Annotated in this window: 24 protein-coding genes and 1 tRNA gene; 15 read left to right on the top strand and 10 right to left on the bottom strand. The window is 41.9% G+C overall.

Going from position 1 to position 23926, the window contains the following annotated elements:
• Positions 1-78: 78 nt before the first annotated feature.
• Positions 79-152 (bottom strand) — tRNA-His (locus tag P2W82_RS01375).
• A gap of 326 nt (positions 153-478) precedes the next feature.
• On the opposite strand from P2W82_RS01375, the gene P2W82_RS01370 reads away from it, so the two are divergent.
• Positions 479-3118 (top strand): TonB-dependent receptor, encoded by a 2640-nt coding sequence (locus tag P2W82_RS01370; RefSeq protein WP_336514035.1) that lies wholly within the window; start codon positions 479-481, stop codon positions 3116-3118.
• A 275-nt stretch (positions 3119-3393) separates the two neighbouring features.
• Here the strand turns inward: P2W82_RS01370 and P2W82_RS01365 are convergent, their stop codons facing one another.
• On the bottom strand, positions 3394-4050 hold the full coding sequence (locus P2W82_RS01365; RefSeq protein ID WP_336514034.1) for a protein-L-isoaspartate(D-aspartate) O-methyltransferase: 657 nt from the start codon (positions 4048-4050) through the stop codon (positions 3394-3396).
• Between the two features lie 118 nt (positions 4051-4168).
• On the opposite strand from P2W82_RS01365, the gene P2W82_RS01360 reads away from it, so the two are divergent.
• Together P2W82_RS01360 and P2W82_RS01355 are read left to right on the top strand one after the other, a co-directional pair.
• The gene (locus tag P2W82_RS01360; RefSeq protein WP_336514033.1) at positions 4169-4663 is read left to right on the top strand and encodes a BON domain-containing protein; all 495 of its coding nucleotides are present in this window, start codon (positions 4169-4171) and stop codon (positions 4661-4663) included.
• 28 nt (positions 4664-4691) lie between these two features.
• Positions 4692-5063 carry a LysM peptidoglycan-binding domain-containing protein gene (locus P2W82_RS01355; RefSeq protein WP_336514032.1) on the top strand — a complete coding sequence of 124 codons (372 nt, stop codon included), beginning with the start codon at positions 4692-4694 and terminating at the stop codon, positions 5061-5063.
• A gap of 68 nt (positions 5064-5131) precedes the next feature.
• Here P2W82_RS01355 and P2W82_RS01350 read toward each other — a convergent pair whose 3' ends face one another.
• Complete coding sequence (locus P2W82_RS01350; RefSeq protein WP_336514031.1) at positions 5132-6856, bottom strand: phospho-sugar mutase; 1725 nt, start codon at positions 6854-6856, stop codon at positions 5132-5134.
• Positions 6857-7079: 223 nt separating this feature from the next.
• Here P2W82_RS01350 and P2W82_RS01345 point away from each other — a divergent pair, with 223 nt between their 5' ends.
• Positions 7080-7970, top strand: coding sequence for a DUF2279 domain-containing protein (locus P2W82_RS01345; RefSeq protein ID WP_336514030.1), 891 nt, complete (start codon positions 7080-7082; stop codon positions 7968-7970).
• A gap of 32 nt (positions 7971-8002) precedes the next feature.
• Here the strand turns inward: P2W82_RS01345 and P2W82_RS01340 are convergent, their stop codons facing one another.
• Positions 8003-8497 carry a phosphoribosyltransferase family protein gene (locus P2W82_RS01340; protein ID WP_336514029.1) on the bottom strand — a complete coding sequence of 165 codons (495 nt, stop codon included), beginning with the start codon at positions 8495-8497 and terminating at the stop codon, positions 8003-8005.
• 68 nt (positions 8498-8565) lie between these two features.
• Here P2W82_RS01340 and P2W82_RS01335 point away from each other — a divergent pair, with 68 nt between their 5' ends.
• Positions 8566-9891, top strand: coding sequence for a (Fe-S)-binding protein (locus P2W82_RS01335; protein WP_336514028.1), 1326 nt, complete (start codon positions 8566-8568; stop codon positions 9889-9891).
• Between the two features lie 2 nt (positions 9892-9893).
• Here the strand turns inward: P2W82_RS01335 and P2W82_RS01330 are convergent, their stop codons facing one another.
• Genes P2W82_RS01330 through P2W82_RS01310 form a run of 5 tightly spaced genes read right to left on the bottom strand, consistent with a single transcriptional unit; the run spans position 9894 to position 13417 of the window.
• On the bottom strand, positions 9894-10538 hold the full coding sequence (locus tag P2W82_RS01330) for a LysE family transporter (protein WP_336514027.1): 645 nt from the start codon (positions 10536-10538) through the stop codon (positions 9894-9896).
• A gap of 34 nt (positions 10539-10572) precedes the next feature.
• A complete protein-coding gene (locus tag P2W82_RS01325) occupies positions 10573-11625 on the bottom strand; it encodes a hypothetical protein (protein WP_336514026.1) in 1053 nt (350 codons plus the stop codon).
• Positions 11625-12353, bottom strand: a complete 729-nt coding sequence (locus tag P2W82_RS01320) for an NRDE family protein (RefSeq protein WP_336514025.1) — start codon at positions 12351-12353, stop codon at positions 11625-11627. Before P2W82_RS01320 ends, P2W82_RS01325 begins: the two co-directional genes overlap by 1 nt.
• On the bottom strand, positions 12341-12841 hold the full coding sequence (locus P2W82_RS01315; RefSeq protein ID WP_336514024.1) for a DinB family protein: 501 nt from the start codon (positions 12839-12841) through the stop codon (positions 12341-12343). Before P2W82_RS01315 ends, P2W82_RS01320 begins: the two co-directional genes overlap by 13 nt.
• 39 nt (positions 12842-12880) lie before the next feature.
• Entirely contained in the window at positions 12881-13417 is a 537-nt protein-coding gene (locus P2W82_RS01310) for a YceI family protein (RefSeq protein ID WP_336514023.1), read from the bottom strand.
• A 404-nt stretch (positions 13418-13821) separates the two neighbouring features.
• On the opposite strand from P2W82_RS01310, the gene P2W82_RS01305 reads away from it, so the two are divergent.
• The 9 genes from P2W82_RS01305 to P2W82_RS01265 all read left to right on the top strand — a co-directional run bounded on the left by P2W82_RS01305 (position 13822) and on the right by P2W82_RS01265 (position 22479).
• Complete coding sequence (locus P2W82_RS01305; RefSeq protein ID WP_336514022.1) at positions 13822-14598, top strand: (Fe-S)-binding protein; 777 nt, start codon at positions 13822-13824, stop codon at positions 14596-14598.
• Positions 14599-14628: 30 nt separating this feature from the next.
• On the top strand, positions 14629-15144 hold the full coding sequence (locus tag P2W82_RS01300; protein ID WP_336514021.1) for a hypothetical protein: 516 nt from the start codon (positions 14629-14631) through the stop codon (positions 15142-15144).
• A gap of 95 nt (positions 15145-15239) precedes the next feature.
• A complete protein-coding gene (gene miaB, locus P2W82_RS01295) occupies positions 15240-16664 on the top strand; it encodes a tRNA (N6-isopentenyl adenosine(37)-C2)-methylthiotransferase MiaB (protein WP_336514020.1) in 1425 nt (474 codons plus the stop codon).
• Positions 16665-16682: 18 nt separating this feature from the next.
• A complete protein-coding gene (locus P2W82_RS01290; protein WP_336514019.1) occupies positions 16683-17927 on the top strand; it encodes a sigma-54 interaction domain-containing protein in 1245 nt (414 codons plus the stop codon).
• Positions 17928-17931: 4 nt separating this feature from the next.
• On the top strand, positions 17932-18432 hold the full coding sequence (gene lptE / locus P2W82_RS01285; RefSeq protein ID WP_336514018.1) for an LptE family protein: 501 nt from the start codon (positions 17932-17934) through the stop codon (positions 18430-18432).
• Positions 18433-18448: 16 nt separating this feature from the next.
• Complete coding sequence (locus P2W82_RS01280; RefSeq protein ID WP_336514017.1) at positions 18449-20059, top strand: hypothetical protein; 1611 nt, start codon at positions 18449-18451, stop codon at positions 20057-20059.
• The gene (secG, locus tag P2W82_RS01275) at positions 20056-20394 is read left to right on the top strand and encodes a preprotein translocase subunit SecG (protein ID WP_336514016.1); all 339 of its coding nucleotides are present in this window, start codon (positions 20056-20058) and stop codon (positions 20392-20394) included. Before P2W82_RS01280 ends, secG begins: the two co-directional genes overlap by 4 nt.
• Before the next feature lie 72 nt (positions 20395-20466).
• Positions 20467-21492 carry an endolytic transglycosylase MltG gene (gene mltG, locus P2W82_RS01270; protein ID WP_336514015.1) on the top strand — a complete coding sequence of 342 codons (1026 nt, stop codon included), beginning with the start codon at positions 20467-20469 and terminating at the stop codon, positions 21490-21492.
• Positions 21493-21510: 18 nt separating this feature from the next.
• Positions 21511-22479, top strand: a complete 969-nt coding sequence (locus tag P2W82_RS01265) for a YihY/virulence factor BrkB family protein (RefSeq protein WP_336514014.1) — start codon at positions 21511-21513, stop codon at positions 22477-22479.
• An 8-nt stretch (positions 22480-22487) separates the two neighbouring features.
• On the opposite strand, the gene P2W82_RS01260 is transcribed toward P2W82_RS01265, so the two are convergent.
• Positions 22488-23072, bottom strand: coding sequence for a TrmH family RNA methyltransferase (locus tag P2W82_RS01260; protein ID WP_336514013.1), 585 nt, complete (start codon positions 23070-23072; stop codon positions 22488-22490).
• Positions 23073-23152: 80 nt separating this feature from the next.
• Here P2W82_RS01260 and P2W82_RS01255 point away from each other — a divergent pair, with 80 nt between their 5' ends.
• Entirely contained in the window at positions 23153-23926 is a 774-nt protein-coding gene (locus P2W82_RS01255) for a creatininase family protein (RefSeq protein WP_336514012.1), read from the top strand.

Genomic DNA, 23926 nt, shown 5'->3' with positions numbered 1-23926 from the left:
ATTTTGACAAAGGATATGTTAAGAAGTTGGGGTGGTAATGGCAACAAAAAAGCCTTCATTTCTGAAGGCTTTTTCACGGGAGGATAATGGGGCTCGAACCCACGACCCCCAGAACCACAATCTGGTGCTCTAACCAGCTGAGCTACACCCTCCGTGTTTGAGGACGGCAAAATTAATCAAACTTGTGTTTCCTCCAAAATGAGTTTTGCTTTTAAAAATCGTTTGCCGTTTTTCCTTTCAATTAGCAGAGAAAGTCCGTTTTGAGCCCTCGTCTCCCTTCCAAGCTTCATCCAACAACCCTTTACTCAGCTTTTTTCAGGGACCCGGTTTGCCCTTATGTTTTCTGTTTAAGCGTTCACGAACTTTTGTTCAATGCCATCAAACACCGCTTATCTCCCACATATTACCGTTGTAAATAATAGGTACAGAAGCCCGAAGGTTTTAGGTTTCAATGCGCATCTAAAGTCAAATTTTTGCGATGAGAATAGTTTTTACCTTGTTTATGAGTGTGTTAGGCCTGGCTGCCAGTGCCCAGTTTCCGGCTGGCGGAGGCGGCAGACCTGGTGGCGGACAGAATATGAATATGGGAAGGTTCTATGGCCGTATCCTTGACAGTAAAACCAACAAGGGCGTTGACGCAGCTTCCGTGCAGCTTATTCAAAACAAATTTGATTCCGTTTCCAAACAAAGAAAAGATGTTGTAATTGCTGGTCAGCTGACCCGTGCCAATGGTGATTTCAGTCTTGAAGGCCTACCGATTATGGGTCAGTTCAAACTCAGGGTTTCGGGTATTGGTTACCAGCTTTACGAAAAACCTGTAAAGTTTGAAATAGGAGGCCCACGCAATGGCGACATGAGCCAGATGCTTAATAAAATTGACGTTGACCTTGGCGATATAAAACTTGAACTCGATGCAAAAGTGATGGATGAAATAAAAATCACCGGTGCAAAACCATTTATGCAAATGGGCGTTGACCGAAGGATTTTCAATGTTGAAAAAAGTTTGATCAGCACTGGCCAGACAGCCACAGAACTCATGAAAAACATTCCCGGTATCGATGTTGATATCGATGGTAATGTAAGCCTGAGAAACAGCCCTCCTACTATTTTTGTCGATGGCAGGCCTACAACACTCACGCTTGATCAGATCCCTTCGGATGCAATCCAGAGTGTTGAGATTATCACGAACCCATCAGCAAAATTTGATGCATCCGGTGGTACAGCGGGTATCCTCAATATCGTGTTAAAGAAAAACCGCAAAGCAGGATACAACGGTAATCTGAGGGCAGGTGTTGATTCACGTCTTCGTTTTAATGGAGGCGGTGATATCAATATTAAACAGGAAAAAGTGAATCTTTTCGCTTCTGCGATGTTCAACCAACGTAAATCTATAAGCGAAGGAACATCGGTAAGGCAGGATTTTTATACAACGCCTAATATCACGTTCAACCAGAAATACAATAGTGAGAACAAAGGCCTTTTCATGTTTACGAGACTCGGTGCTGATTTCTTCCTTAACAACAGGAACACATTAACTGTATCGGGTAACTATGTACAGGGTGGATTTGATAACGTTGATGATATCGCTTTCAAAACAGATTCAATCATTAATAGTATTGTGAAAAGTGAGTACGGCAATCGTACATCGACAGGTGACTTCAAATTTCAGAATGTAGGCGGTGCCATCGGGTACAAGAAATTATTCAAGAAACCCGGGATGGAGTTCACTTCCGATCTGAACTATACTTACAACTCCAATAGAAGAGATTTCATTTATAATACACAATACCTCGATTACAACTCGAATCCGAAGGGAATTCCCATCGAGCAAAAACAATCTGGTAGTGGTAAAAACTCCTTCTATACCATTCAGGCTGATTTTGTGAATCCAATCAATGATAAATCGAAATTTGAGTTGGGTGTTCGTGCAGCAGTCAGGGATGTACAGAGTGAAAACCTCAACTATATCTATGATCCTGTCTCCGGAGATTATATTCCGGTAGTAGTCATTAATGCAAATTACAAATACATCGATCGCGTACTTGCAGCCTATGGCACGTATTCAAACATGATCGGTAAGAAATTTACCTACCAGTTGGGTTTGCGGCTTGAAAGCTCAAGATACAAGGGAACACTGCTTACCGATGGATCAGAGTTCACCAACTCCTATCCGTTCAGCGCATTTCCGAGTGCGTTCCTTACATACAAACTCAGCGAATCACAGGATCTGCAATTGAGTTATTCAAGAAGAATCAACAGGCCCAACTTCTTCCAGCTGATGCCGTTTGTTGATTATTCTGACTCACTGAATATCAGTCGGGGTAATCCGGCATTGGTGCCAGAGTTTACCAATTCGCTGGAAGTGTCCTACCAGAAAACATTCAAGAAAAACCACAGCCTGTTATTCTCGACTTATTTTAAATACACAAACGACCTGATCACAAGGTACCAGGTGAAAGAACAGAGCCAGATCAATGGCCGCGATATCATCGTCAATACCTGGGTGAATGCTAATAACAGTATGTCCTATGGATTTGAGGTTACATCAAAAAATCCGTTGGCAAAGTGGCTTGAAGTAACTACGAATCTGAACCTGTACAACTCTTCCATCAACGGGGAAAATCTCTCACAGGATCTTGCAAACTCCATGTGGAGCTTCTTCGGAAAAATGAATGCTGCATTCAAATTACCACAGAATTACAGTATACAATTGAGTGGTGATTATCGCAGCAGATCCGTACTGCCACAAGGTGGCAGTGGTGGCCGTGGTGGTGGATTTGGCGGCGGTGGAGGCGGACCTTTCGGTGGGGCACAAACGACTGCACAGGGTTATATTGCTGACAACTACGGAGTCGATATCGCTATCCGCAAAGATTTCCTGAAAGATAAAGCAGCATCAATCACGCTTTCAGTAAATGATATTTTCCGTACCCGTGTGTATGCGACACATTCATTCTCAGAATATTTTGTACAGGATGTTTCCAGGCGCCGCGACTGGCAGGTATTCCGCCTGAATTTCAACTGGCGTTTTGGTAAGCTTGATGCATCATTGTTCAAACGTAAAAATACAAGAAGCGGCATGGATGGTATCCAGGAAGGAAACAACATGCAGCAATAACATAGTTTTGGTCAGGTAGTTGGAAATCCAATCTTTTTTTGAAAACCGGGTGGTTTACCATAAAGGGCTCCGATGTTGATCGGAGCCTATTTTATTAAAGTAAGAGGGAAGAGGTATGAAGCAAGAAGTGTCGGGGGGTATTAGATTAACCTAATGCTGAATTTGCATTACAACTGTACAATTAAGCTGCTTAAAAAATGATTTGAATCTCTTTCTCCTGTGCTTTTGAAAATTGTGTTTGCAGAACTTCTTACCTCTCCCCTCATACCTCTTACTTAGTTCTTCTTCCCTTCTTTCATCGGCACAAACGAAAACTGATCGAAACGTTCTTCGATAAAACTGCCGTCGGAATTCTTTACCAGGCGCAGCATTCTTTGAAGATCTCCTTCATTTACCGGGATTACCATAACCCCACCTGTTTTTAACTGGGCGATGAGTTTTTCAGGAATGAAAGGAGCAGCAGCAGTAACAATTATTTTATCGAAGGGAGCATATGTGGGTAAACCCTCAAATCCATCGCCGTAGAAAAATCTTATGCCCGGAAAAGACCTGGCATAAGAAAAAAGTTTGTTCTGTTCGTACAGTTTTTTCTGTCTTTCAATTGTGTACACCTGTGCACCCATTTCTGCAAGTATGCAGGCCTGGTAGGCACTTCCGGTTCCGATTTCAAGAACTTTATCAAATGGCTTTACATCGAGAAGCTGCGACTGGTAAGCGACTGTATAAGGTTGAGATATAGTTTGTCCTTCAGCGATTGGGAAGGCACGATCTTCGTATGCATGTTTGGTAAAAGCGGAATCGAGGAAAAAATGCCGCGGTACGGCCTGGATAGCTTCGAGAACACGTTCATTTGTGATTCCTTTGGCCCGGATATTGTTGACCAGATTTTTTCTCAGGCCTTTATGCAGATAATTATCTTCAGAAGGTCGCATGGCCGCAAAACTAATTGTTTCATCATTAATTTATCATAATCAAAATGGACACCAGTTTGTATTAGTTTTTTTGCTGATATACCTTAATCACTTATCTTAAATATCAAAACCATATGTTATGCAATTAAAAAAAGTAATCACACCATTCACGGGAATCCTGTTGTTTGTCCTGATGTTTTTTGCAGCATGTAAACCCAGTGATGCCAGTATCGCCGAAAGCGCAAAAGCAAAAGTGTCCGCGGTTAACAGTGCTGTTACTGTCGATGTCAAAGATGGTGTAGTAACACTTGCAGGACAGGTTCCGGACGAAGCCACCAAATCCGCCGCTGAAACCTCTTTACAAGGCTTGAAAGGAGTGAAATCAGTTGTTAATAATATTACGGTTCCTCCTCCCCCGCCTCCACCGGTAGTGATCAGCCCAGATGAAATCCTCCGTAAAAGTGTTGATTCCGTTTTCGCAGCAAAAGGAATTTCCGGCGTTACAGCGGCTGTATCCAACAGCGAAGTAACACTCACGGGGTCTGTAAAGAAAGATGTACGCATAAAAGCCATGCAGGCAGTTAATGAAGTACATCCTAAAAAAGTGATAAATCAGATCACCGACATCAAATAAAAACTTAACAAACTGAAAACCTACAAATATGGCTTTAAGCGATAAATATTCCGAACTCACCAGTGCTGCACATGCTCACGGTGTTTCTGATTTAAGCGTAGTGGAACAGAACAATGTATTGTATGTTACAGGCACTGCGCCATCCGAAGGGGTTAAAAAAACACTCTGGGATCTTTATGAAAAAATAGATCCTGGAATGAAATCAGCCGACCTCGTTCTTAACATCAGTGTAGCTGCGGGGAGTGCCACCACTTATGAAGTAAAGTCCGGAGATAATCTTTCCAAAATTGCGAAACAATACAGCGGAATTACCTGGAAGGATATTTTTGAAGCAAATAAAGACAAGATCAAAGATCCGGATAAAATATTTCCCGGCCAGGTACTCACAATTCCTGTCTAGATCGTTATGTTTTAAAGAGACGAAGGCAGCCAATGGCTGCCTTCCTTTATTAAATTTAATCGAATCGATCATAACTTCAGATCAGCAATGATCTTCCTGATTTTGTTATCCAGTTTCTCTTCTATTTTTTTGAAATCTTCTTTTTTATCCAGTTTTTCATTCACACTAAAATAAAACTTGATTTTAGGCTCAGTGCCCGATGGCCTTGCGCTGATTTTTGAACCGTCTTCAAGAATAAACTGGAGAACATTACTTTTAGGAAGGGTGATCGCTTTTACTTCGCCGCTTACGAGGTTGGTAGCCTGTTGCTTTTCATAATCCAGCAAGCTAATCACTTTTGATCCGTTCAATGATTCCGGTGGCGCCTGGCGGAACTGCTCCATCATCGCTGCAATCTGTTGCTGGCCATCCATTCCTTTTTTTGTAATAGAAATCAGGTGTTCCTTATAAAATCCATAACGGAGATACAACTCGATCAGCTTATCATAAAGACTGTTTCCTTTGTCTTTTTCATACGCTGCCATTTCGCACAGGAAAGCAACGGCGCTGATGGCATCTTTATCTCTCAGCTTATCACCCACCATTAATCCATATGACTCTTCACCTCCGATCACATAATTTTCCTGTCCTTCTTTTTCCCTGATGAGTTCGGCAATCCATTTAAATCCTGTCAAAACATTATAACAACTGATCTGGTTCTGCTTCGCGATTTCATCAATCATATCAGTGGTCACAATGGTTTTGATAACCATATCATTCGGCTTTGCCAATCCCTTCACCTTCCTTGCTTCAATCAGGTAATTAAATGCAAGTACAGCCGTCTGGTTACCATTCATGAGTATCCAGTTTCCTTTATCATCTTTAACGCCGATGCCTACACGATCAGCATCTGGATCGGTACCGAGGAGAATATCTGCATTAATTCTTTTCGCCTGTTCGAGACCGATACTCATCGCTTCGCTTTCTTCCGGATTCGGATATACTACAGTTGGGAAATTGCCATTAGGTTCACTTTGCTCCTCAACAATATGAACATTTGTAAATCCAAATTTCTTCAAAATAGCAGGTACTAAAATGATACCTGTTCCGTGTATCGGCGTATATACAATTTTAAGGTCGTGTTGCCTGGCGATTACTTCAGGATAAACACTCAAACCCTTGACCATATCCAGGTAAGCTTCATCAAGTTCTTTTCCAATGATGGTAATATTTGATTCTCCCCCACTCCATTTCACCTCATCAACCGAAGCAATTTTTTCAACTTCCCCGATAACATTATTGTCATGAGGCGGTACGAGTTGGCCACCATCTTTCCAATAAGCTTTGTATCCATTGTATTCTTTCGGGTTGTGTGAAGCCGTACAAACAACACCCCCGTTCGCTTGCAATTTCCTGATGGTAAATGAAAGTTCCGGCGTCGGACGAAGTGCTTCGAAGAGATACACCTTGATTCCGTTTGCAGCCATTACATTTGCTGTTATTTCCGCAAATGTTCTGCTGTTGTTTCTGCTGTCGTGAGCAATAACTACACTGATTGGAGAATCGGGAAATTTGGTTCTGAGGTAATTGGCAAAGCCCTGTGTTGCCATACCGATCGTGTACTTATTTATTCTGTTTGTACCTACCCCCATTATACCCCTGAGCCCACCGGTACCAAATTCAAGACTTCTGTAAAATGCGTCTGCTAACTCTTTCGGATTCTCTGCTTCTAATTTTCTGATCTCTTGCTTTGTGGCTTCATCATAATTGCCTACCAGCCAGTTTTGTACTTTTTCCTTAATGGCAGCGTCCATGTTCGTTGCGGGTTAATTTTAAGTTATGGTGACTGTTCTACGTTGAACGATAAACGTTAAACGTTCAACGTTCATAAAGATACTTCAAAACAGATATGTAATTTTGACGTTGAATGAATAATTGCCAAAACCCTGATCACCACTGAAATCCGGTATTCAAATACTAATCACCTGCTGTATTCTCTTTCTGAGTGACCGATGTTTTGCGCAACTTCCTGCAACAATGCCCCGGGATTCTTCCGTATCTGTTTCACCAACTAAAATAAAAAATCAGGCAAACAAAGGCCGTGTCTGGCTTATTGGAGGACTGCAAACCGGGATATGGGTGGGGTCATTTATCGCACTCAACCAGGCATGGTACAAAGGTTATGAAAAAGTGGATTTCCATTTTTTCAACGATTGGCCGGAATGGCAACAGATGGATAAGGCAGGACATGCCTGGACGGCATACCAGATCAGCAGACTTTCAACAGATATGTGGCGATGGACAGGCATTAAGAATAAAAATGCAATCATCCTGGGAAGTGTAAGCAGTATCGCTTACCTGAGCATTATTGAGATCCAGGATGGATTTTCAGACAAGTGGGGGTTCAGTACCGGCGACATGATAATGAATTTAGCCGGGGCCGGGTTATTTCTGTCACAGGAATTCGGATGGAAAGAACAAAAGCTTATGATTAAATTCAGTTATTATCCTTTCAGTTATGACCCGAGCGTACAGCAACGCGCAAACGATCTTTTCGGAACAGGGGCTGAAAAAATTCTTAAAGACTATAACGCGCAGACTTATTGGCTGAGCGCTAATATTCGTTCCTTTTTTCCTGATTCTAAAATACCCAGGTGGCTCAACCTTTCCTTTGGTTATGGCGCAAGAACAATGCTTGGGGGAACTGAAAACGTCTGGACAAATGAAGATGGGACGTTAACCGACAGATCAGATATTCCCAGGTACAGAAAATTTCTGCTGTCAGCCGATATCGATCTCACCCGTATCCCGGTGAAGAAAAAATGGCTGAAAACCATATTCTCCATGGTGAATGCGGTAAAGATTCCCGCACCGGCGATTGAGTTTAATACGCAGGGGAAAGTGGTTGTTTATGGAATGTATTTTTGAGATGTCCAAACGTTGAACGTTCAACGTTAAACCTACTTAAGATAAGCACCTTTTAATGAACTGCCTTCAACTTCAACATAAATATGTTCCATCAATGTTGTGGCGAGAGAAAGACCTACAAAATCAGGATGGATGGGATACATTTTATGACTCCTCTCTACCAGCACGAGGGTCTGTATTTTTTTGGGATAATACTCAAGAAAGGGTTTCAATGCGTACAACAGTGTTTTACCACTATTGGTAACATCATCAACCAGTATAATTACTTTATCTGAAAAATCCTGTTGGGAATTGATAGTTATTGTTTCAGGATGTTTTTTATCCAGTGATACCGAAATTAACTCTGTTGTAATTGACGATATTTTTTTAAGGTGCTCACATAAAGCTGTTGCAACTACAAAACCATTGTCGAGAATCCCGGCGATGATGATATGATTTTCACCGGGATTGGCCTCCAGAATTTCATATGCAAGTCTTTGGAGTTTCATTTCAGTAACTTCAGCAGAAAGAATATATTTATTGTCCATGGGGCTTAATCTTCAAATTCCCTGTGTATAAACAGGTTGGTGTAAATTTACAAATCTAACCCTCTTGTATGCATATAATCGCACAGATCATTTTTTTCCTGTTAACTGCAACAGCTGTTTGGTTTTTCTCCAGGAAAATTATGGCCATTCGCAGGAATATCCTTCTGGGACGAGATCAGCAACTGAATGACCGCAAACCAGAGCGTTGGAAAAATGTGTTATTACTGGCTTTCGGTCAGAAAAAAATGTTCAGAAACCCACTGGTGGCCTTCCTGCACCTGGTAATCTATCTTGGATTCATCATTATCAATATCGAAGTACTGGAAATTGTATTGGACGGTTTGTTGGGAACACATCGTCTTTTTGCCCCATATACCGGGAATGCGTACACGTTCCTGATCAACAGCTTTGAACTGCTCGCGGTTGGTGTAATTACGGTTTGTGTGATTTTTCTTTTGAGAAGAAACCTGGTATATGTAAAACGCCTGTGGAGTAAAGAGCTCGATGGCTGGCCAAGATCAGATGCCAACTATATCCTGATTACGGAAATTCTGCTCATGGTTTTATTTCTGACCATGAATGCGACTGACACGCTCCTGCAACAGCGCAGTGCCCCCGGGTATAACGCGCATCCGACAGGAAATTTCCTCTTTTCATCAATGATACATCCCGTGTTGGATGGCTTCAGTAATGCAACATTGATCGCAATGGAGAGAACATGCTGGTGGCTGCACATTATGGGCATCTTCGCGTTCCTGAATTATCTTCCCTGGTCAAAACACCTGCATATCCTGCTTGCATTCCCCAATGCCTATTACGCAAGACTTGAACCCAACGGAAAGATGGAAAATATGCCAGAGATACAAAAGGAAGTATTGTATGCTATGGCTCCTGAAACTGCTCCGGCTGCTGGTGCAGAACAACCTCATTCAAAATTTGGTGCAAAAGATGTTTCAGACCTCAGCTGGAAAAATCTTCTCGATGCGTATAGCTGCACAGAATGCGGACGATGTACTGCTGCATGCCCCGCTAACATTACCGGGAAAAAATTATCTCCAAGAAAAATTATGATGGACACCCGCGACCGGCTCGAAGTGGTAGGGAAAAGTCTGGATCAGAAAGATAAGGAACCTGCATCGGGAAAGACATTGTTGCGTGATTATATTACCGAAGAAGAGTTAAGAGCATGTACTACCTGCAATGCATGCGTGCAGGAATGCCCCGTGAGTATCAATCCGCTGGACATCATTTTACAATTGCGTCGTTACCTCGTAATGGAAGAGAGCACTGCGCCCGCGGAATGGAATTCCATGTTCAGTAACGTCGAAAACAATTTTGCGCCCTGGAAATTTTCTCCTGATGAGCGCGATCAGTGGGCCCACACCAATAGCTGAGATCACTCATCGAAAACTTTTCCATTTTGGATGATCATCTTCACCAGTTGAATGATGGCTGTCACTAAAAATATGCCGCCAACAATCCAATGAATTACGTTCTGATTTGCATTGAGACTATCCACCAGCAGTTTTCCACCGAGAATAAAAACAGAATTGCCTATTAGTGTTCCAAATCCAATCCCTGCAATATAAAAATTGAACTGTCCTGCACCCGGCACCAATATTTTTCTCGTAAATAAAATGGTACTCCACCCAAACCAGAAAGGTATCTGCATGGGGTTTACAGCACTCATAATCGTACCAAGAAAAAATCGGGGCAGGGTGTTAGAAAGAATAGGATTTTTCTGCATTGTCGGATTAAGCGCAGTATAAAAACTGGAAACAGCAAGGGCAAGGATTATAAACAATGTCACCCATTCCAGCAAGATTAAAAGCTTCTTTCTTTTCCGAACCCAATCCATAGCCACAAGGGATAAGCGCACATAAACCATTTCCACCCAAATCGCGCCAAAGGCAAAATAATATGCCGGAGCGATACCATCGCTGACGGCAATCTGCATGGCAGATACATTTAATGTTCCCAGAGGAAGCGTTCCCAGGAAACTGATAAACATACCCGTGGTAAAAATCCGTAGAAATGGCATGCTATTATGTGGATGCGAATGGCTCGGTTGGTTATTATTCTGTAATCTCCTTTATCTGCTTCCGGATCACATTGTATTTCCGGAACATTTCCTTGCCTTCTTTCAGACTAAGATAAGGAGCTCCCTGCTTATGATTCTTTATGCTGACTGTAGTCATGATCCACCAGTGACGTATGATTTCTTTCCAGGCATAAATTATGGAATGCTCCGGATCGTACATATGGGTAGGTTCTGCACCCGCGCCATTTACTTCTATAATCATAAAATCCCTCGCATTTCGAAGAGATTCCCAATCCCTGAAACGAATATCCAGCCGACCGAAATTAAATCCTCTTATGCGCGAAGTAATCTGATCCATAGCACGTGTTAATGAGGGATCAATCTTATCACTGTCATCAACAAACTTAGATCCGCGGGCGTGATTTCCATAAGGAGAAACAATCACCTTTTCTCCTTTGCCGGGAATATGGTGCCATTCGACTCCCAGGGTATTTTTCAGACTTTCAGAATAAACTATCGCGCGCTGATCATTCAATATTAAATCACCGATGCTTTGTTTGCCGTTGCCTGTTACGGCTAAAAATTCCTTTTTTACTATCCCCGTGATCCGGCCACTCTCCTCTCCTGGATACCGATAATAAAAAATGCCAACCTCATTTTCGAACTCCACGGCCTCCTGTATGTGAAAATCGATGGTAGCCGCTGAAGCATATTCGCTTAATTCCTTTTCCGTTTTAATTTTCCTGACGCCTCTCCCCCTTCCGCCTACATCAGGCTTACCAAACAAGGGATAACGGAAACCGTTAGACGCAATAGCAGCGCAGACTTTTCTATGATCAATGTCCCGGGGGAAATGAATTGTGCGGGGGTATAAATCCGACGGCATGATATCATGAATGTCTTTCTTGGATTCATTCATCATGCCTCCGTTTTCGATTCCCGGATTTGAAGTATTGAAAAAATAAATGGCCCTTGCTCTTAACCACAATACTATCCAAACAGGGAAAACCGGAAAATACACCACTTCAAATGGCCAGTATTCCCAATTGAATAATTTTATAAAAAAGGGTTTCCGGGAAAATGCCATCAGTACACAAGGGATGTTTGGCGGAATGGTAAAGAATTCCGGTAACGTTTATGATTCCTGAGATCGTGGTAATACATCATTCCGCCCGAATCATTAATTGCTATTGAAGTAATACTCACTGTATAAACTGCCCCTCCCCGATTCATTTTTAAATCGTTGTGGCCATCACCGTCGCCGGTGAATTCATGAAAATGCAAAATCTCTTCCTGGGAATGCTCAGAAGCCGAATCAAGCCATGCCTTAAACCATCCGGTCCTTTTCTGAATAATTTCCTCATCGTAAAGCGTCACCGACGACCAGATATGTGGTATGGCGGGATCTTTTTCAGCGATGTGTTTTTGATCACCATCCCACCGGCATTCGAAAAGCACATTTTTATCAGAAATGATTGCAGTAAAAGGTTCAATATTTTCCAACTGGATTTTTTCAAAAACAGTAACCGGTGCAAAACTATCTGCAATTTCAAGCAGAATTAACCCTCTGCTTTTTCGATAAGGTGGTTTCGTAATATGTCCAACGAATCCACCGTTCAGAAAAACTATAGCATGCCCGTTTTCATGTAAAGCTATCCACGTACCCCCTGCATCGCGATCTTTTGGATACAAAATTTTACCCGACGAACTATGGTGAATTTCCGGCGCAAGGGCATCGGATCGGAAATGCTTTTCATCGCGGTTCGAAGTAAGGAAGATCTGATCGGCGGCTGGCAGAAAACTTACTGTGCACATGATTTGTTATGCTTGACAGTTGCAGCGGCAACGCCATATGTTTCAGGGACCTCAATTTCTTTGAACGAACGGAGACCCACCCGTATCAGGGCCATATGGTGAATAGTATGTTCGAGATTATAGACTATCTCGCGGTAATAATTTGTCGGGAAACGCATGAGATCCGAAGAATCATCATTATACACACCTTCCAGTATCAGCGCTTTGTCTTCCTTTGCCAGCGAGTCATGAATTTCCTGCAGAAGTTGCATGGCAAATCCCTTGTCCTGTTCTATTTTCTGATCTCTTTTCCGGATCTCATAATTGATAACGCCGGTCGTATATCCATTCTCAAGACATTGAAACATTTCAATAATATGACGAACATGCTGTCCAATAGTTGAGTTCCCCAATTGCGCACAGGAAAATTTGTACTGTTCAGCGCTGAGTTGATCCAAAGAAACGGTAAGCTGGGTAAAAACATTTCTTACGGCTTGTTGCAACTGCATTTGAATTGAAAATTGTTTTTGGTGAGTTTCTTCGAATCACTATTTTCCAAGAACGGCCAAAGATACAGTCAAATTATCACTTAGGGAAATGCTCGAACCACCTACATTGAAATCTCTTCTGTTCAATGGAAACTCGGCCTTGAACATAGTGCCGCCATTGGCCTGGCTGGTCGTGAATGGAAATTGAATAGTCTTTTTGGTTCCCTTTATAGTGAGTTCGCCTGTAAATTCAAAACTGTTCACACCGTCTTTTGCTTTGGTAATTTTCGAAGACACCAACCTGATTTTAGGAAAGTTTTTTACATCAAAATATTTTTCCTCCTTAAGATCGTTATTACGCATATTAATTCCGGTATTGATTGTATTTACATCTACCGTAACATCGAAAGATGCTGAAGATAAATCCGCCGGATTAAAATGCATTGTACCGTTAAGTCCTTTAAAAGATCCGATCACAGTCCCTCCAAAATTCTTAATCCTGAATTTAACAGCAGATCCCTCATCAACGGGTTTCATGTTTTGTGACTGAGTCAATATAAAAAGACCGATCGTTGCTATTAATGTTATTTTTTGCATATCCCAATGACCATGATCTCTCCAGGTCGGTTCGAAAATTAGGTAAAAAACGGATGCACTTAAGCATTACCGTCAGGTTTAACAGATTGATTATGCCCATTATCAATTAAACAAATGCAGTGCCAGTTAAAGATAATGCCGGTCAGAGATTAACCTGATTTTCATCAGCAAATAATTCCGGTTGTTCACAGCATCAATGCAAAAATCAACGTGCCCGTTTGTTGCCTTTTTCTCCGGGGAACTTCGAAATTTTATAAGAGGCTCGCTTCACCAATGAATATGGTGATGATCCGGGAAAAGGATTGGTTAAGGAACAGACCTGAACTGACGATTATAAAATATCCCGCCAGAAAAGCAACTATATTATATTTGACGTTCATGAACGAATTATAAACGAAAATGCTATGGTCGTACCTGTAATGGCAGATCTTTTCGCAGCCGGTGAACAGCCGGAAGTACTATTCTGGGTAGGCTGTTCCGGTAGTTTTGATCAACGGGCACAGAAAATAACAAGGGCTTTTGCCACTATTCTCGATAAACTGGGGATAAAATATGCTATTCTCGGAAAAGAAGAAATATGCACAGGGGATCCGGTAAGGCGTGCCGGAAATGAATTTATGTTTCAGATGATGGCGTATCAGAATATCCAGATACTGAACAACTACCAGGTTAAAAAGATAGTAACGACCTGCCCGCATTGTTTCAATATTCTTAAAAATGAATATCCTGAACTGGGTGGAAACTATGATGTAGTTCATCACTCTAGTTTTCTCCAGGAGCTGATCGATTCGGGAAAAATCGTTTTACAGGATCGTGAAAAATTCAAAGGAAAAAAAATCACTTTCCATGATTCCTGTTACCTGGGTCGTGCAAATGGAATATATGAAGCACCAAGAAAAGTACTCGAAATCCTGGATGCTGAACTTACCGAAATGAAACGTTGCCGTTCCAACGGTTTGTGTTGCGGTGCCGGCGGCGCCCAGATGTTCAAGGAGGAAGAAAAAGGTAATATCCGCATCAATAGCGAACGCACAAAAGAAGCCCTGGAAACCGGGGCAAGCATCATATCGACCGCCTGTCCTTTCTGTAATACAATGATGACCGATGGCGTGAAAGAAAATGCAAAAGAAGATTCGGTTAAAGTATACGATATAGCAGAACTGATTGCAGCATCTCTCTGATAGAAAACCGCGGTTCCTTAACTTTGTGAAATGAAACTGGAATACAATCACCTGCTGCCTTCAGATTTTTCTGCTGATTCAAGAGTCTGGATTTATCAGTCGAACAGGCTGTTTACAATGGCTCAGGCGCTGCAGATTGAGGAAATGATCAATGCTTTCGTTTCATCCTGGAACACTCACGGCACCCCGGTGAAAGGATTTGGAACCCTCTTCTTCGGACGATTTGTAGTGTTGATCGCAGATGAAACACAGGCTGGGGTCAGCGGTTGCAGTACAGACAGCTCTGTGAGGGTCATAAAGGAAATTGAAAAGTTATTCCAGGTTTCCATGTTCGATCGGAACCTGCTCGCATTTTTTGTAAAAGATAATATCCAGCTGATCCCTCTCAGTCAATTCAATTATGCATTCGAACACGGAATTATCGGAAAGGATACCGTCTATTTCAATAACATCGTACCTACGCTTGGGGAAATGAAAAGTAACTGGCTGATTCCGGTCGGATCCAGCTGGCTCAATAAACGCTTCCATTCGCTGAAATCAGTGTGAACCATTTCCGGAAAAATTAACCAGGTTGTTCAATCTGCCAAACTGTCACTGTTTGGTTTTTTCCTTATTTTTGCCCTTCTAAAATTAAAATAAGCATGTTGGAGACCTTACAGCCAAAGGTTCAGGATGAGTCAAGGCAGGGAGAAGCTTATGCACCGGCCAATGGTGTATTTAATGACTATAATAAGAAATTTTATATAGAAAGCTATGGCTGTCAGATGAATTTCAGCGATAGCGAGATTGTTGCCTCGATTTTGAACGAACAAGGTTTTGGTTCGACGAGGAATGTGGAAGAGGCAGACCTTGTATTGCTGAATACCTGTTCCATCCGGGAAAAAGCAGAGGTTACCGTTCGAAAAAGACTTACAGAATTCCGGAAATTCAAACACGATCGTCCGGGTCTGCTGATCGGCGTTTTGGGCTGCATGGCCGAACGACTTAAAAGCAAGTTACTGGAGGAAGAAAAACTGGTTGATCTGGTGGTTGGTCCCGATGCTTACAGAACGCTTCCCGGACTGATCGGGGAAGCTGGTGAAGGTCAGAAAGCCGTTAATGTGCTATTAAGTCGCGAAGAGACCTATGCTGATATTTCGCCGGTCAGGTTGAATAGTAACGGAATTACAGCGTTTGTAAGCATCATGCGCGGCTGTAATAATATGTGCTCATTTTGTGTTGTTCCTTTCACGCGGGGCCGCGAGCGCAGCAGGGATGCAAATTCAATTGTTGCAGAATGTACCGCACTTTTCAACGAAGGATACCGGGAAGTTACCTTGCTCGGGCAAAATGTTGATAGTTACTACTGGGTCAATGATTCAAAACAGGAAGTCACTTTCGCCCAGTTACTGGAAAAGTGTGCACTGATCGATCCTGAACTGAGGATAAGATTCAGTACCTCTCATCCAAAGGATATTACGGATCCGGTCCTTTATACGATGGCGAAGTATCCGAATATATGCAGGTATATACACCTTCCCTTACAAAGTGGTTCTACAAGGGTATTGCAACTAATGAACAGGACTTATACGAGGGAATGGTATATCGCCAAAGTAAAAAGGATCAGGGAAATTATGCCTGACTGCGGCATCAGTTCAGATATCATTGCTGGTTTCTGTACTGAGACAGATGAAGATCATAAGGATACGTTGGATGTCATGGAACAATCGGCTTATGATTTTTCTTACATGTTTATATATTCTGAAAGGCCGGGAACGCTTGCCGCAAGAAGATATGCAGATGATATTCCCGAAGAAATAAAAAAAGACAGGCTGACACAAATCGTGAATCTGCAGAATCGACTATCGCTGGAGAGTAACCGAAAAGATATTGGCAAGACATTTACCGTACTTATTGAAGGCGATTCCAAACGCAGTGATCAGCAATGGATGGGAAGAAACAGCCAGAACAAGGTTTTGGTGTTCCCGAAAACTGATCATCCTGCATCTCAGAAAGGTAATTATATTGATGTAAGGGTTATTGATTGTACGCAGGGTACACTGATCGGCGAAGCCATTGCCGGTTAAATTGAAGAATAAAATTGTATGGAAATTCAAAGTATTAAAAACAGGTTTGGAATCATAGGCAATTCTCCTGCGCTGAATTATGCGTTACAGGTAGCAGCGCAGGTAGCCAATACGGAGCTGACGGTACTGATCAATGGTGAGAGCGGTGTAGGAAAGGAAGTATTCTCACAGATAATCCACGCATTATCTGCAAGAAAACACAATCCATTTATCGCTGTAAACTGCGGAGCCATTCCTGAAGGAACAATCGACTCCGAATTGTTTGGTCATGAAAAAGGATCTTTTACAGGTGCAGTTGATGCTCGTAAAGGATATTTTGAAACTGTGAACGGCGGTACTCTTTTTATGGACGAAATCGCTGAAATGCCACTCGGTACCCAGGCCCGCTTATTGCGTGTTTTGGAAACCGGTGAGTTCATCAGGGTTGGCTCTTCCAAAGTGCTGAAAACCGATGTTCGGGTAATTGCAGCGACGAATAAGGACCTCCTGGCTGCTACACAAAGTGGAAAATTCAGAGAAGATCTTTACTACAGGCTGAATACAGTTCCTATACGTGTTCCAGCTCTTCGTGAAAGAAAAGAAGATATTATACTCCTGTTCAGAAAGTTCGCAGTGGACTTCGCAGAAAAATACAAGGCCTCGCCTATTCAACTGGATGAAGACGCCAAAAATGTGTTAATCAATTACTCATGGCCGGGAAATGTGCGGGAACTGAAGAATATTGCTGAACAAATTTCAGTGTTGAGCCAGGATAAAATGCTCACCGGTGATGATATCAGGAGGTTTTTACCCGATCAACACGGAACGCGGTTACCCATGCTGGTTAATACAGGATCAAACGGCCAGGCTGATTTCATGAATGAAAGGGATATTCTCTACAAACTCTTTTTTGACATGAAAAAAGATGTTACAGAGCTGAAAAAAATGTTTCTTGATATTCTGAAAAATCCTGGTGCTACAGCAGCTGCTGGTGCGCGGGTTTCGGATGCATACCTGCACGATCTGGCGATGGTACATGATTCAGAACCTCTGACTGCAAAACCGTTGATGCCTTCCCCAACCCAGCCGGTTATCATTACGGACAATGCTATCCAGGAACATACAGAAGTTGATGAATCACTTAATATCATGGATAAGGAAAAAGAACTTATCATAAAAGCATTGAAAAAGCACAGAGGTAAAAGAAAAGATGCGGCCTCGGATCTCGGAATCAGTGAACGCACATTATATAGAAAACTTAAGGAATATTATATTGAGGAATAGGACTATGACATTCAGGTTATTGATATTATTTTTGATCGGATTTGTCGGGATTCAGGGAACCTGCAGGGTTTCAATGAAAGATGTATCTATTCCGCCGGATGTAAAAACGGTCAAGGTTAACTATATAGAAAACAGGGCACGTTATATCAATCCGCAGTTGAGTCCGCGTCTGACGGATAAACTCAGGCAGAAGATCATCAACCAAACCCGCCTTTCGCAGGTAAGCGGCGATGCTGATTATGAAATATCCGGGACAGTGACTGACTATTCAGTAAGTACTTCAGGCATTTCAAATCAACAGGTGGCGAGTAATAACCTGAACGTGTCCGTTAGGATTGTATTCAGAAACAGGCTCGATGAAAAGAAAAATCTGGAGACCAGTATAACTCGTAATTTCCCGTTTTCTGCTTCCCTGTCATTATCACAGGCAGAATCACAATTGAATGAGCAGATTATTTCAAACCTTACCGACGAAATTTTCAATAAGATTTTTTCAACCTGGTAATAACGGACGGTAGCTTATGCAGGATGATTTTAATTCAATGGTTCATGAGATGCTTGGATATTCACCTTCGGACGAGATTCCGGAGAATGAATTTGCACGTCTGACTGCTATATACGCATACTCTCCTTTTATACAGTTTTTATATTCCCAGAAACTAAGGGAAAAAGATCCCCACAGGTATGCAGCTTCAGTTGCAAAAACAGCATTGTACTTCAGCAATCCTCATTGGTTGAACCATCAGTTAAGGGATGAACATCCTTCCCGGCTAAAGACGAGAAATTACCGTAAGAATGAATCCGTTGTTGTAGAGACCGGCGAGGTTGATATCGACGAAATAATTGATGCTGATGAACACTCAGAAGTTAATATTGCAAACGAAACATTTGACCACCATCCAGTCAATTTTGCAGAAGAGCTGATTGAACCGATAACTACACAGGTCGAAGAGACAAAAGTAGAACCTGTAGAAACCATAAACGACTTATATACTCCGGATGAATCTTCAATCAATGAAGAAATCAAATCTGAAAATAATTCGGTTGAAAAAACTGAATCTTCTAACTGGAATATTGAATCTCCGGTCGTTGAAAATCTTTTATCCGGAGAAGGCGAATTAATATCTCCGACAGAAGATGAAAAAGTTAAGCCCTTTGAAACTATCAATGATCTCTACAGTTCGGAAGAGGTAACAATAAATGAAGAATTAAGATCTGAAAATCTTCCTGTTGATGAAACTACAGCAACAGAAACAAGAGAATGGGATAATGTGACTTCCGCTGTTGAAACAGCTGAGGCACAGCATGATATTACATCTGAAGATCAGGCCCTTTCGTCGCAGGCTTACCAGGAAGAGTTTTTACCAGATGACATTGTTAACGAGGTAGTACCGATTGATGAGAATTATGATCTGTTGGATATATCCCAGGAAGAAAGTGAGCAACTGGTATATGACCAGGATGATCATTTTTTTGATGAAGAATTAAACAGCATAGAAGAACAATCGGTTACAACTGATACTAACGACGTACAACAAACGAATATTCCCGCAGTTGAAGAATCTGGTACAGTTGAGGTTGAATCTTTTGGGAAGAACATTAAAGAAACTGCAATAACCGAACAGGAATTGCCTGTTGAAATAGTCAATGATATTGACCAGGTTGAATTACCCGACGGCACCAGCAATCAAACCACTATCTCGGATGCGGCAACTATTCAACCCGGGGAATCAAAAAAACCAGCTGCTGCTGGTGAGCTTGCATTCGAGCCTTTGTATACGATCGATTATTTTGCATCCCAGGGAATTAAGTTAAGCACCGAGGACGATGGCAAAGATAAATTGACTACCCGGCTAAAAAGTTTTACCGACTGGTTGAAGTCCATGAAGAAACTACACCCTGAAAAATTATCCAGGGAAATCGACGAAGCTACTGAATTGAATATCAAAACAGGCGCCGAACATTCCAATGACCAGAGTGAAATTCTCACTGAAACAATGGCAGAGGTTTTTCTGAAACAGGGATTGAATGAAAAGGCCCTCGAAGTATACGAAAAATTAAGTTTGCTCAATCCTTCAAAAAGTGATTACTTTGCAGCCAAAATTTCCGCACTTAAAGCGATTGGAATATGACGACTTTGTTTTTAATACTGATTGTGCTCTCCTCTGTGTTGCTGGGTCTTATCGTGTTGATTCAGAACCCCAAAGGTGGTGGTTTGGCGGGTAATATTGCTGGTCTTGGCAACCAGTTTATGGGCGTAAAACAGACCAATGATGTGTTGGAAAAAGGCACCTGGATACTTGCAGGATTCGTAGCTGTACTTTGCCTCGTTTCATCACTTCTGATTAAGAACAACTCAGAAAGTGATAATAAACTTATCCGTGGAATCAACCCCAACAGTTCCAATACTGCTCCGGCTCCGCAGGGTACCTTGCCTGCCCAGCCCGTTGATACGCCAAAAAAATAAATGTTCAGATAATTTGTTATTTAACCCTGCCTTGAGCAGGGTTTTGTTTTATTTTGAAGTCAAGTTTATCCTATGTTAAAGAAAGTATTGCTGGCCCTCATCATTATCGTAGCCCTTGCGGCGGCAGTGGCTTATTTTTTGTTTTTTACCTCGGCGACTTCTTTCAGCGGAAAATCCAGATACTTTTATATCCCCACGGACAACGCAACAAAAGCTTATGTTTTAAAGGAATTGACAGATAGCAGCATAACAAGCCGCGTAGAAATTTTCAGCATGGTTGCTGATAGATCAGGATTATGGACCGAGATTAAACCCGGCCGGTACGAAATCAGGCAGGGAGCGAATATTATTCAGATGGTTCGCCTATTGAAAAACGGGACTCAATCTCCCGTTCGCCTTGTAATAAACAAATTCCGGACAAAAGAAGATATGGCGAAGCGACTCGGACTTCTTTTTGAACCCGATTCACTACAGTTTATCCAGTTCTTAAATTCACCGGATTCCCTTTCGAAAATGGGGCTGGACACAAATACAGCCATGACAATGGTCATTCCAAATACATATTCGGTTTTTTGGAATACCAGTGCAAACAGGCTTTATCATAAACTGTTTTCCGAATCAGCCTCATTCTGGACCAGCGAAAGAATTGCGAAAGCAGGTAAACTCGGCCTAAACAAGGAACAGGTTTATACGCTCGCATCGATCGTGGAAGAAGAATCGAACAAAAACGACGAAAAACCGATTATTGCGAGTGTCTATCTGAACCGACTGAAGAAGAATATGCGTTTGAGCGCTGATCCTACCGTAAAATTTGCGCTGAAAGATTTTGGTATCAAGCGTATCCGGTTTAAGCACATCAGCGAATCAGCTGCATCACCTTACAACACCTATCGTAACAATGGCCTTCCTCCTGGCCCGATTTGCACACCTTCAATAAAAACAATTGATGCTGTTCTTGATGCAGCAGAAACCGACTATTTATTTTTCTGCGCAAAACCTGATTTCTCAGGCTACCATTCGTTTGCGTCCAATGAAAAAGATCATTTTAAAAATGCCGCAGCCTATCAGAAAGCCCTCGACAGCTTATTGTTAAAATAGTATTTTCATGAATCAATCATGATTAAACTACAAAGAATCATATTAAATTCTCTTCCTGTCAGATTCGTAATCAGGAAGTCGAAAAAAATGATCCTTCCGGGTTTTGAAGGAATCCCGCTGTATGATGTAGGTAAATTCTTTTTTCAGCAAACACAGCAGATCGGTTTGAATGATCGGGCGGCCTCTATTTCCTTCAATTTTCTACTTGCAGTTCCGCCTTTATGCATTTTTATATTCACCATGCTGGCCAACCTCCCGTGGTCGCAGAAATTGTACATAGAAGCAAATGATCTGATAAGGCAAATTTCGCCTGATGAAAGTACATATACGATTCTGAAATCTATTATGGATGATTTTTTTAAACCCGGAAGCGGATTTATCTCCATCGGTTTGATCCTTGCCATTTACTTTTCTTCCAATGCGATGATCAATATCATGTACACTTTCAATAAATCAATGTTACATATTGAAACTGAAAGCCGGAATTTTTTAGAAAAAAGATGGGAAGCAATAAAACTTACTGTCATTCTGGTTTTCCTGATCATCGGCACATTGCTGGTAATGCTGACCCAGGGCGCACTACTGGACGTTATCCGCAAATGGCTTGGTTTGCGTGACGAATCAATTACATGGCTTGTTCAGCTTATCCGATTTTCAATTACATTTTTACTGGTTTTTTTTGCAGTTGCCCTGATATACCGATTTGCACCGGCAGTACAGAAAAAGTGGAAACTGAAATCTCCGGGAGCGATCCTGGCTACATCAGTCATTTTGATTTTTACTTACCTGTTCTCCTATTGGGTCAACAATTTTGCTTCCTATAATAAGGTGTATGGCTCGATAGGAAGCATCCTGATATTAATGCTGCTTGTGTTCGTAAACTCGATGGTCTTGCTGATAGGATTTGAATTAAACGTGAGCATCAATTCCTTAAAAAGTCTCGCCCAGAAAAGACAAAAAGAAGAAAACAGGAAGGTTACAAATTAGGCTCAGGGCTATTGTGCAATTCCCCATCTACGTGAAAGATTTGTCACCTGGTTAACATCAGGATTTACTCCAACATATGCGCCTTTCAACATTCGCTGCCTGAAAGATTCGTACAGTGTCACTGCACAGGCGACAGAGATATTGAGTGATGGGTTCATTCCAACCTGAGGGATAATGAAATTAATGTCTGCCAGGGAAGAAAGCTTCCCGCTGATTCCATCCTGCTCATTTCCAAATATGAATGCAATTGATGCAGTTAAATCAAGATCATAGACAGGAACAGAACCAGATTTCAGATTACTTGCATAAATCAATTGATGCTTTGACCTCACTTCACCAATAAGTGTTTCCACATTTTCATACTGGAAAACATCAACCCAGCCCGCAGTGCCTGCGTTACTTCGCCTTCCCCAACTTTTAACAGGAGGTGTTTTGTCATTGATAACATAAATATCCTGGATACCAACCGCATCACAGGTACGCATAACTGCAGATACGTTGTTTGGATTATATACATTCTCAAGGATAACCGCCAGGTTGGATTGCCTGTTGTTAATAACTGATTGTAGTTTCTGAAATCGTTGTGGAGTCATTTCAATATAGAAAAACGATTCAAGTTAAAAAGATTTCTGCGTAGCAATATGTCCCGCGCCTCTTATCTTTATAATAAAAAATGACCTACTCTCCCCGTCCATTTCTGCTTTCCGAAACCAATTGGGAATCTGTTCAGAAGACCCGCTTTGACCTTGCTGTATTACCCTGGGGAGCAACAGAGGCGCATAACTATCATTTGCCTTATGCTACTGATAATTACCAGGTAGAATATGTAGCTGAAAAAGCTGCAGAACTTGCCTGGGCAGGAGGTACAAGACTTATAGTACTGCCTTGTATTCCGTTCGGAGTAAATACCGGACAGCTGGATATTCCACTTTGTATGAATATCATGCCTTCCACGCAGCTGGCAATTTTGAAAGATGTTTGCGATGTTCTGCAAAGACATGGCATCAGGAAATTTATTGTTCTAAACGGTCATGGCGGAAACAATTTTGTGAGTATAATCCGCGAATTATCCGGCTTGTTTCCTGAAATGTTCATAAGTGTTGCCAACTGGTACCAGGCGGCTTCGCGCGAAGGAATTTTTGAACATCCCGGCGATCATGCTGATGAGATGGAAACCAGTGTAATGATGGCGATTCAACCGGGGTTAGTATTGCCATTGGAAAGAGCTGGAGATGGATCAGAAAAAAATTTCCAGCTCCGGGGATTCAAAGAGAAATGGGCATGGTCGCCGCGACCCTGGACGATGATTTCCGCTGATACCGGTACCGGGTACCCGAAAAAAGCGACTATAGAAAAAGGGAAGAAATTTTCCGCGATTGCCATCGAAAAACTGGCTGAGTTTTTTGCTGAGTTCAGTTCAAAGACGAAAGCAGAAATGTTAGCTTAA

This window comes from Pollutibacter soli (assembly GCA_029269725.1).
Lineage (GTDB): Bacteria > Bacteroidota > Bacteroidia > Chitinophagales > Chitinophagaceae > Pollutibacter > Pollutibacter soli.
Note: the sequence above shows the minus strand (reverse complement) of the source record. Positions and strands in the feature narration are given on the sequence as shown.

What these genes read in the sequence shown, in the direction of transcription:
- P2W82_RS01370 (WP_336514035.1), top strand. Translation starts at nt 479, where the DNA reads ATGAGAATAGTTTTTACCTTGTTTATGAGTGTGTTAGGCCTGGCTGCC.
- P2W82_RS01365 (WP_336514034.1), bottom strand. Translation starts at nt 4,050, where the DNA reads ATGCGACCTTCTGAAGATAATTATCTGCATAAAGGCCTGAGAAAAAAT.
- P2W82_RS01360 (WP_336514033.1), top strand. Translation starts at nt 4,169, where the DNA reads ATGCAATTAAAAAAAGTAATCACACCATTCACGGGAATCCTGTTGTTT.
- P2W82_RS01355 (WP_336514032.1), top strand. Translation starts at nt 4,692, where the DNA reads ATGGCTTTAAGCGATAAATATTCCGAACTCACCAGTGCTGCACATGCT.
- P2W82_RS01350 (WP_336514031.1), bottom strand. Translation starts at nt 6,856, where the DNA reads ATGGACGCTGCCATTAAGGAAAAAGTACAAAACTGGCTGGTAGGCAAT.
- P2W82_RS01345 (WP_336514030.1), top strand. Translation starts at nt 7,080, where the DNA reads ATGCCCCGGGATTCTTCCGTATCTGTTTCACCAACTAAAATAAAAAAT.
- P2W82_RS01340 (WP_336514029.1), bottom strand. Translation starts at nt 8,497, where the DNA reads ATGGACAATAAATATATTCTTTCTGCTGAAGTTACTGAAATGAAACTC.
- P2W82_RS01335 (WP_336514028.1), top strand. Translation starts at nt 8,566, where the DNA reads ATGCATATAATCGCACAGATCATTTTTTTCCTGTTAACTGCAACAGCT.
- P2W82_RS01330 (WP_336514027.1), bottom strand. Translation starts at nt 10,538, where the DNA reads ATGCCATTTCTACGGATTTTTACCACGGGTATGTTTATCAGTTTCCTG.
- P2W82_RS01325 (WP_336514026.1), bottom strand. Translation starts at nt 11,625, where the DNA reads ATGGCATTTTCCCGGAAACCCTTTTTTATAAAATTATTCAATTGGGAA.
- P2W82_RS01320 (WP_336514025.1), bottom strand. Translation starts at nt 12,353, where the DNA reads ATGTGCACAGTAAGTTTTCTGCCAGCCGCCGATCAGATCTTCCTTACT.
- P2W82_RS01315 (WP_336514024.1), bottom strand. Translation starts at nt 12,841, where the DNA reads ATGCAGTTGCAACAAGCCGTAAGAAATGTTTTTACCCAGCTTACCGTT.
- P2W82_RS01310 (WP_336514023.1), bottom strand. Translation starts at nt 13,417, where the DNA reads ATGCAAAAAATAACATTAATAGCAACGATCGGTCTTTTTATATTGACT.
- P2W82_RS01305 (WP_336514022.1), top strand. Translation starts at nt 13,822, where the DNA reads ATGGTCGTACCTGTAATGGCAGATCTTTTCGCAGCCGGTGAACAGCCG.
- P2W82_RS01300 (WP_336514021.1), top strand. Translation starts at nt 14,629, where the DNA reads ATGAAACTGGAATACAATCACCTGCTGCCTTCAGATTTTTCTGCTGAT.
- miaB (WP_336514020.1), top strand. Translation starts at nt 15,240, where the DNA reads ATGTTGGAGACCTTACAGCCAAAGGTTCAGGATGAGTCAAGGCAGGGA.
- P2W82_RS01290 (WP_336514019.1), top strand. Translation starts at nt 16,683, where the DNA reads ATGGAAATTCAAAGTATTAAAAACAGGTTTGGAATCATAGGCAATTCT.
- lptE (WP_336514018.1), top strand. Translation starts at nt 17,932, where the DNA reads ATGACATTCAGGTTATTGATATTATTTTTGATCGGATTTGTCGGGATT.
- P2W82_RS01280 (WP_336514017.1), top strand. Translation starts at nt 18,449, where the DNA reads ATGCAGGATGATTTTAATTCAATGGTTCATGAGATGCTTGGATATTCA.
- secG (WP_336514016.1), top strand. Translation starts at nt 20,056, where the DNA reads ATGACGACTTTGTTTTTAATACTGATTGTGCTCTCCTCTGTGTTGCTG.
- mltG (WP_336514015.1), top strand. Translation starts at nt 20,467, where the DNA reads ATGTTAAAGAAAGTATTGCTGGCCCTCATCATTATCGTAGCCCTTGCG.
- P2W82_RS01265 (WP_336514014.1), top strand. Translation starts at nt 21,511, where the DNA reads ATGATTAAACTACAAAGAATCATATTAAATTCTCTTCCTGTCAGATTC.
- P2W82_RS01260 (WP_336514013.1), bottom strand. Translation starts at nt 23,072, where the DNA reads ATGACTCCACAACGATTTCAGAAACTACAATCAGTTATTAACAACAGG.
- P2W82_RS01255 (WP_336514012.1), top strand. Translation starts at nt 23,153, where the DNA reads ATGACCTACTCTCCCCGTCCATTTCTGCTTTCCGAAACCAATTGGGAA.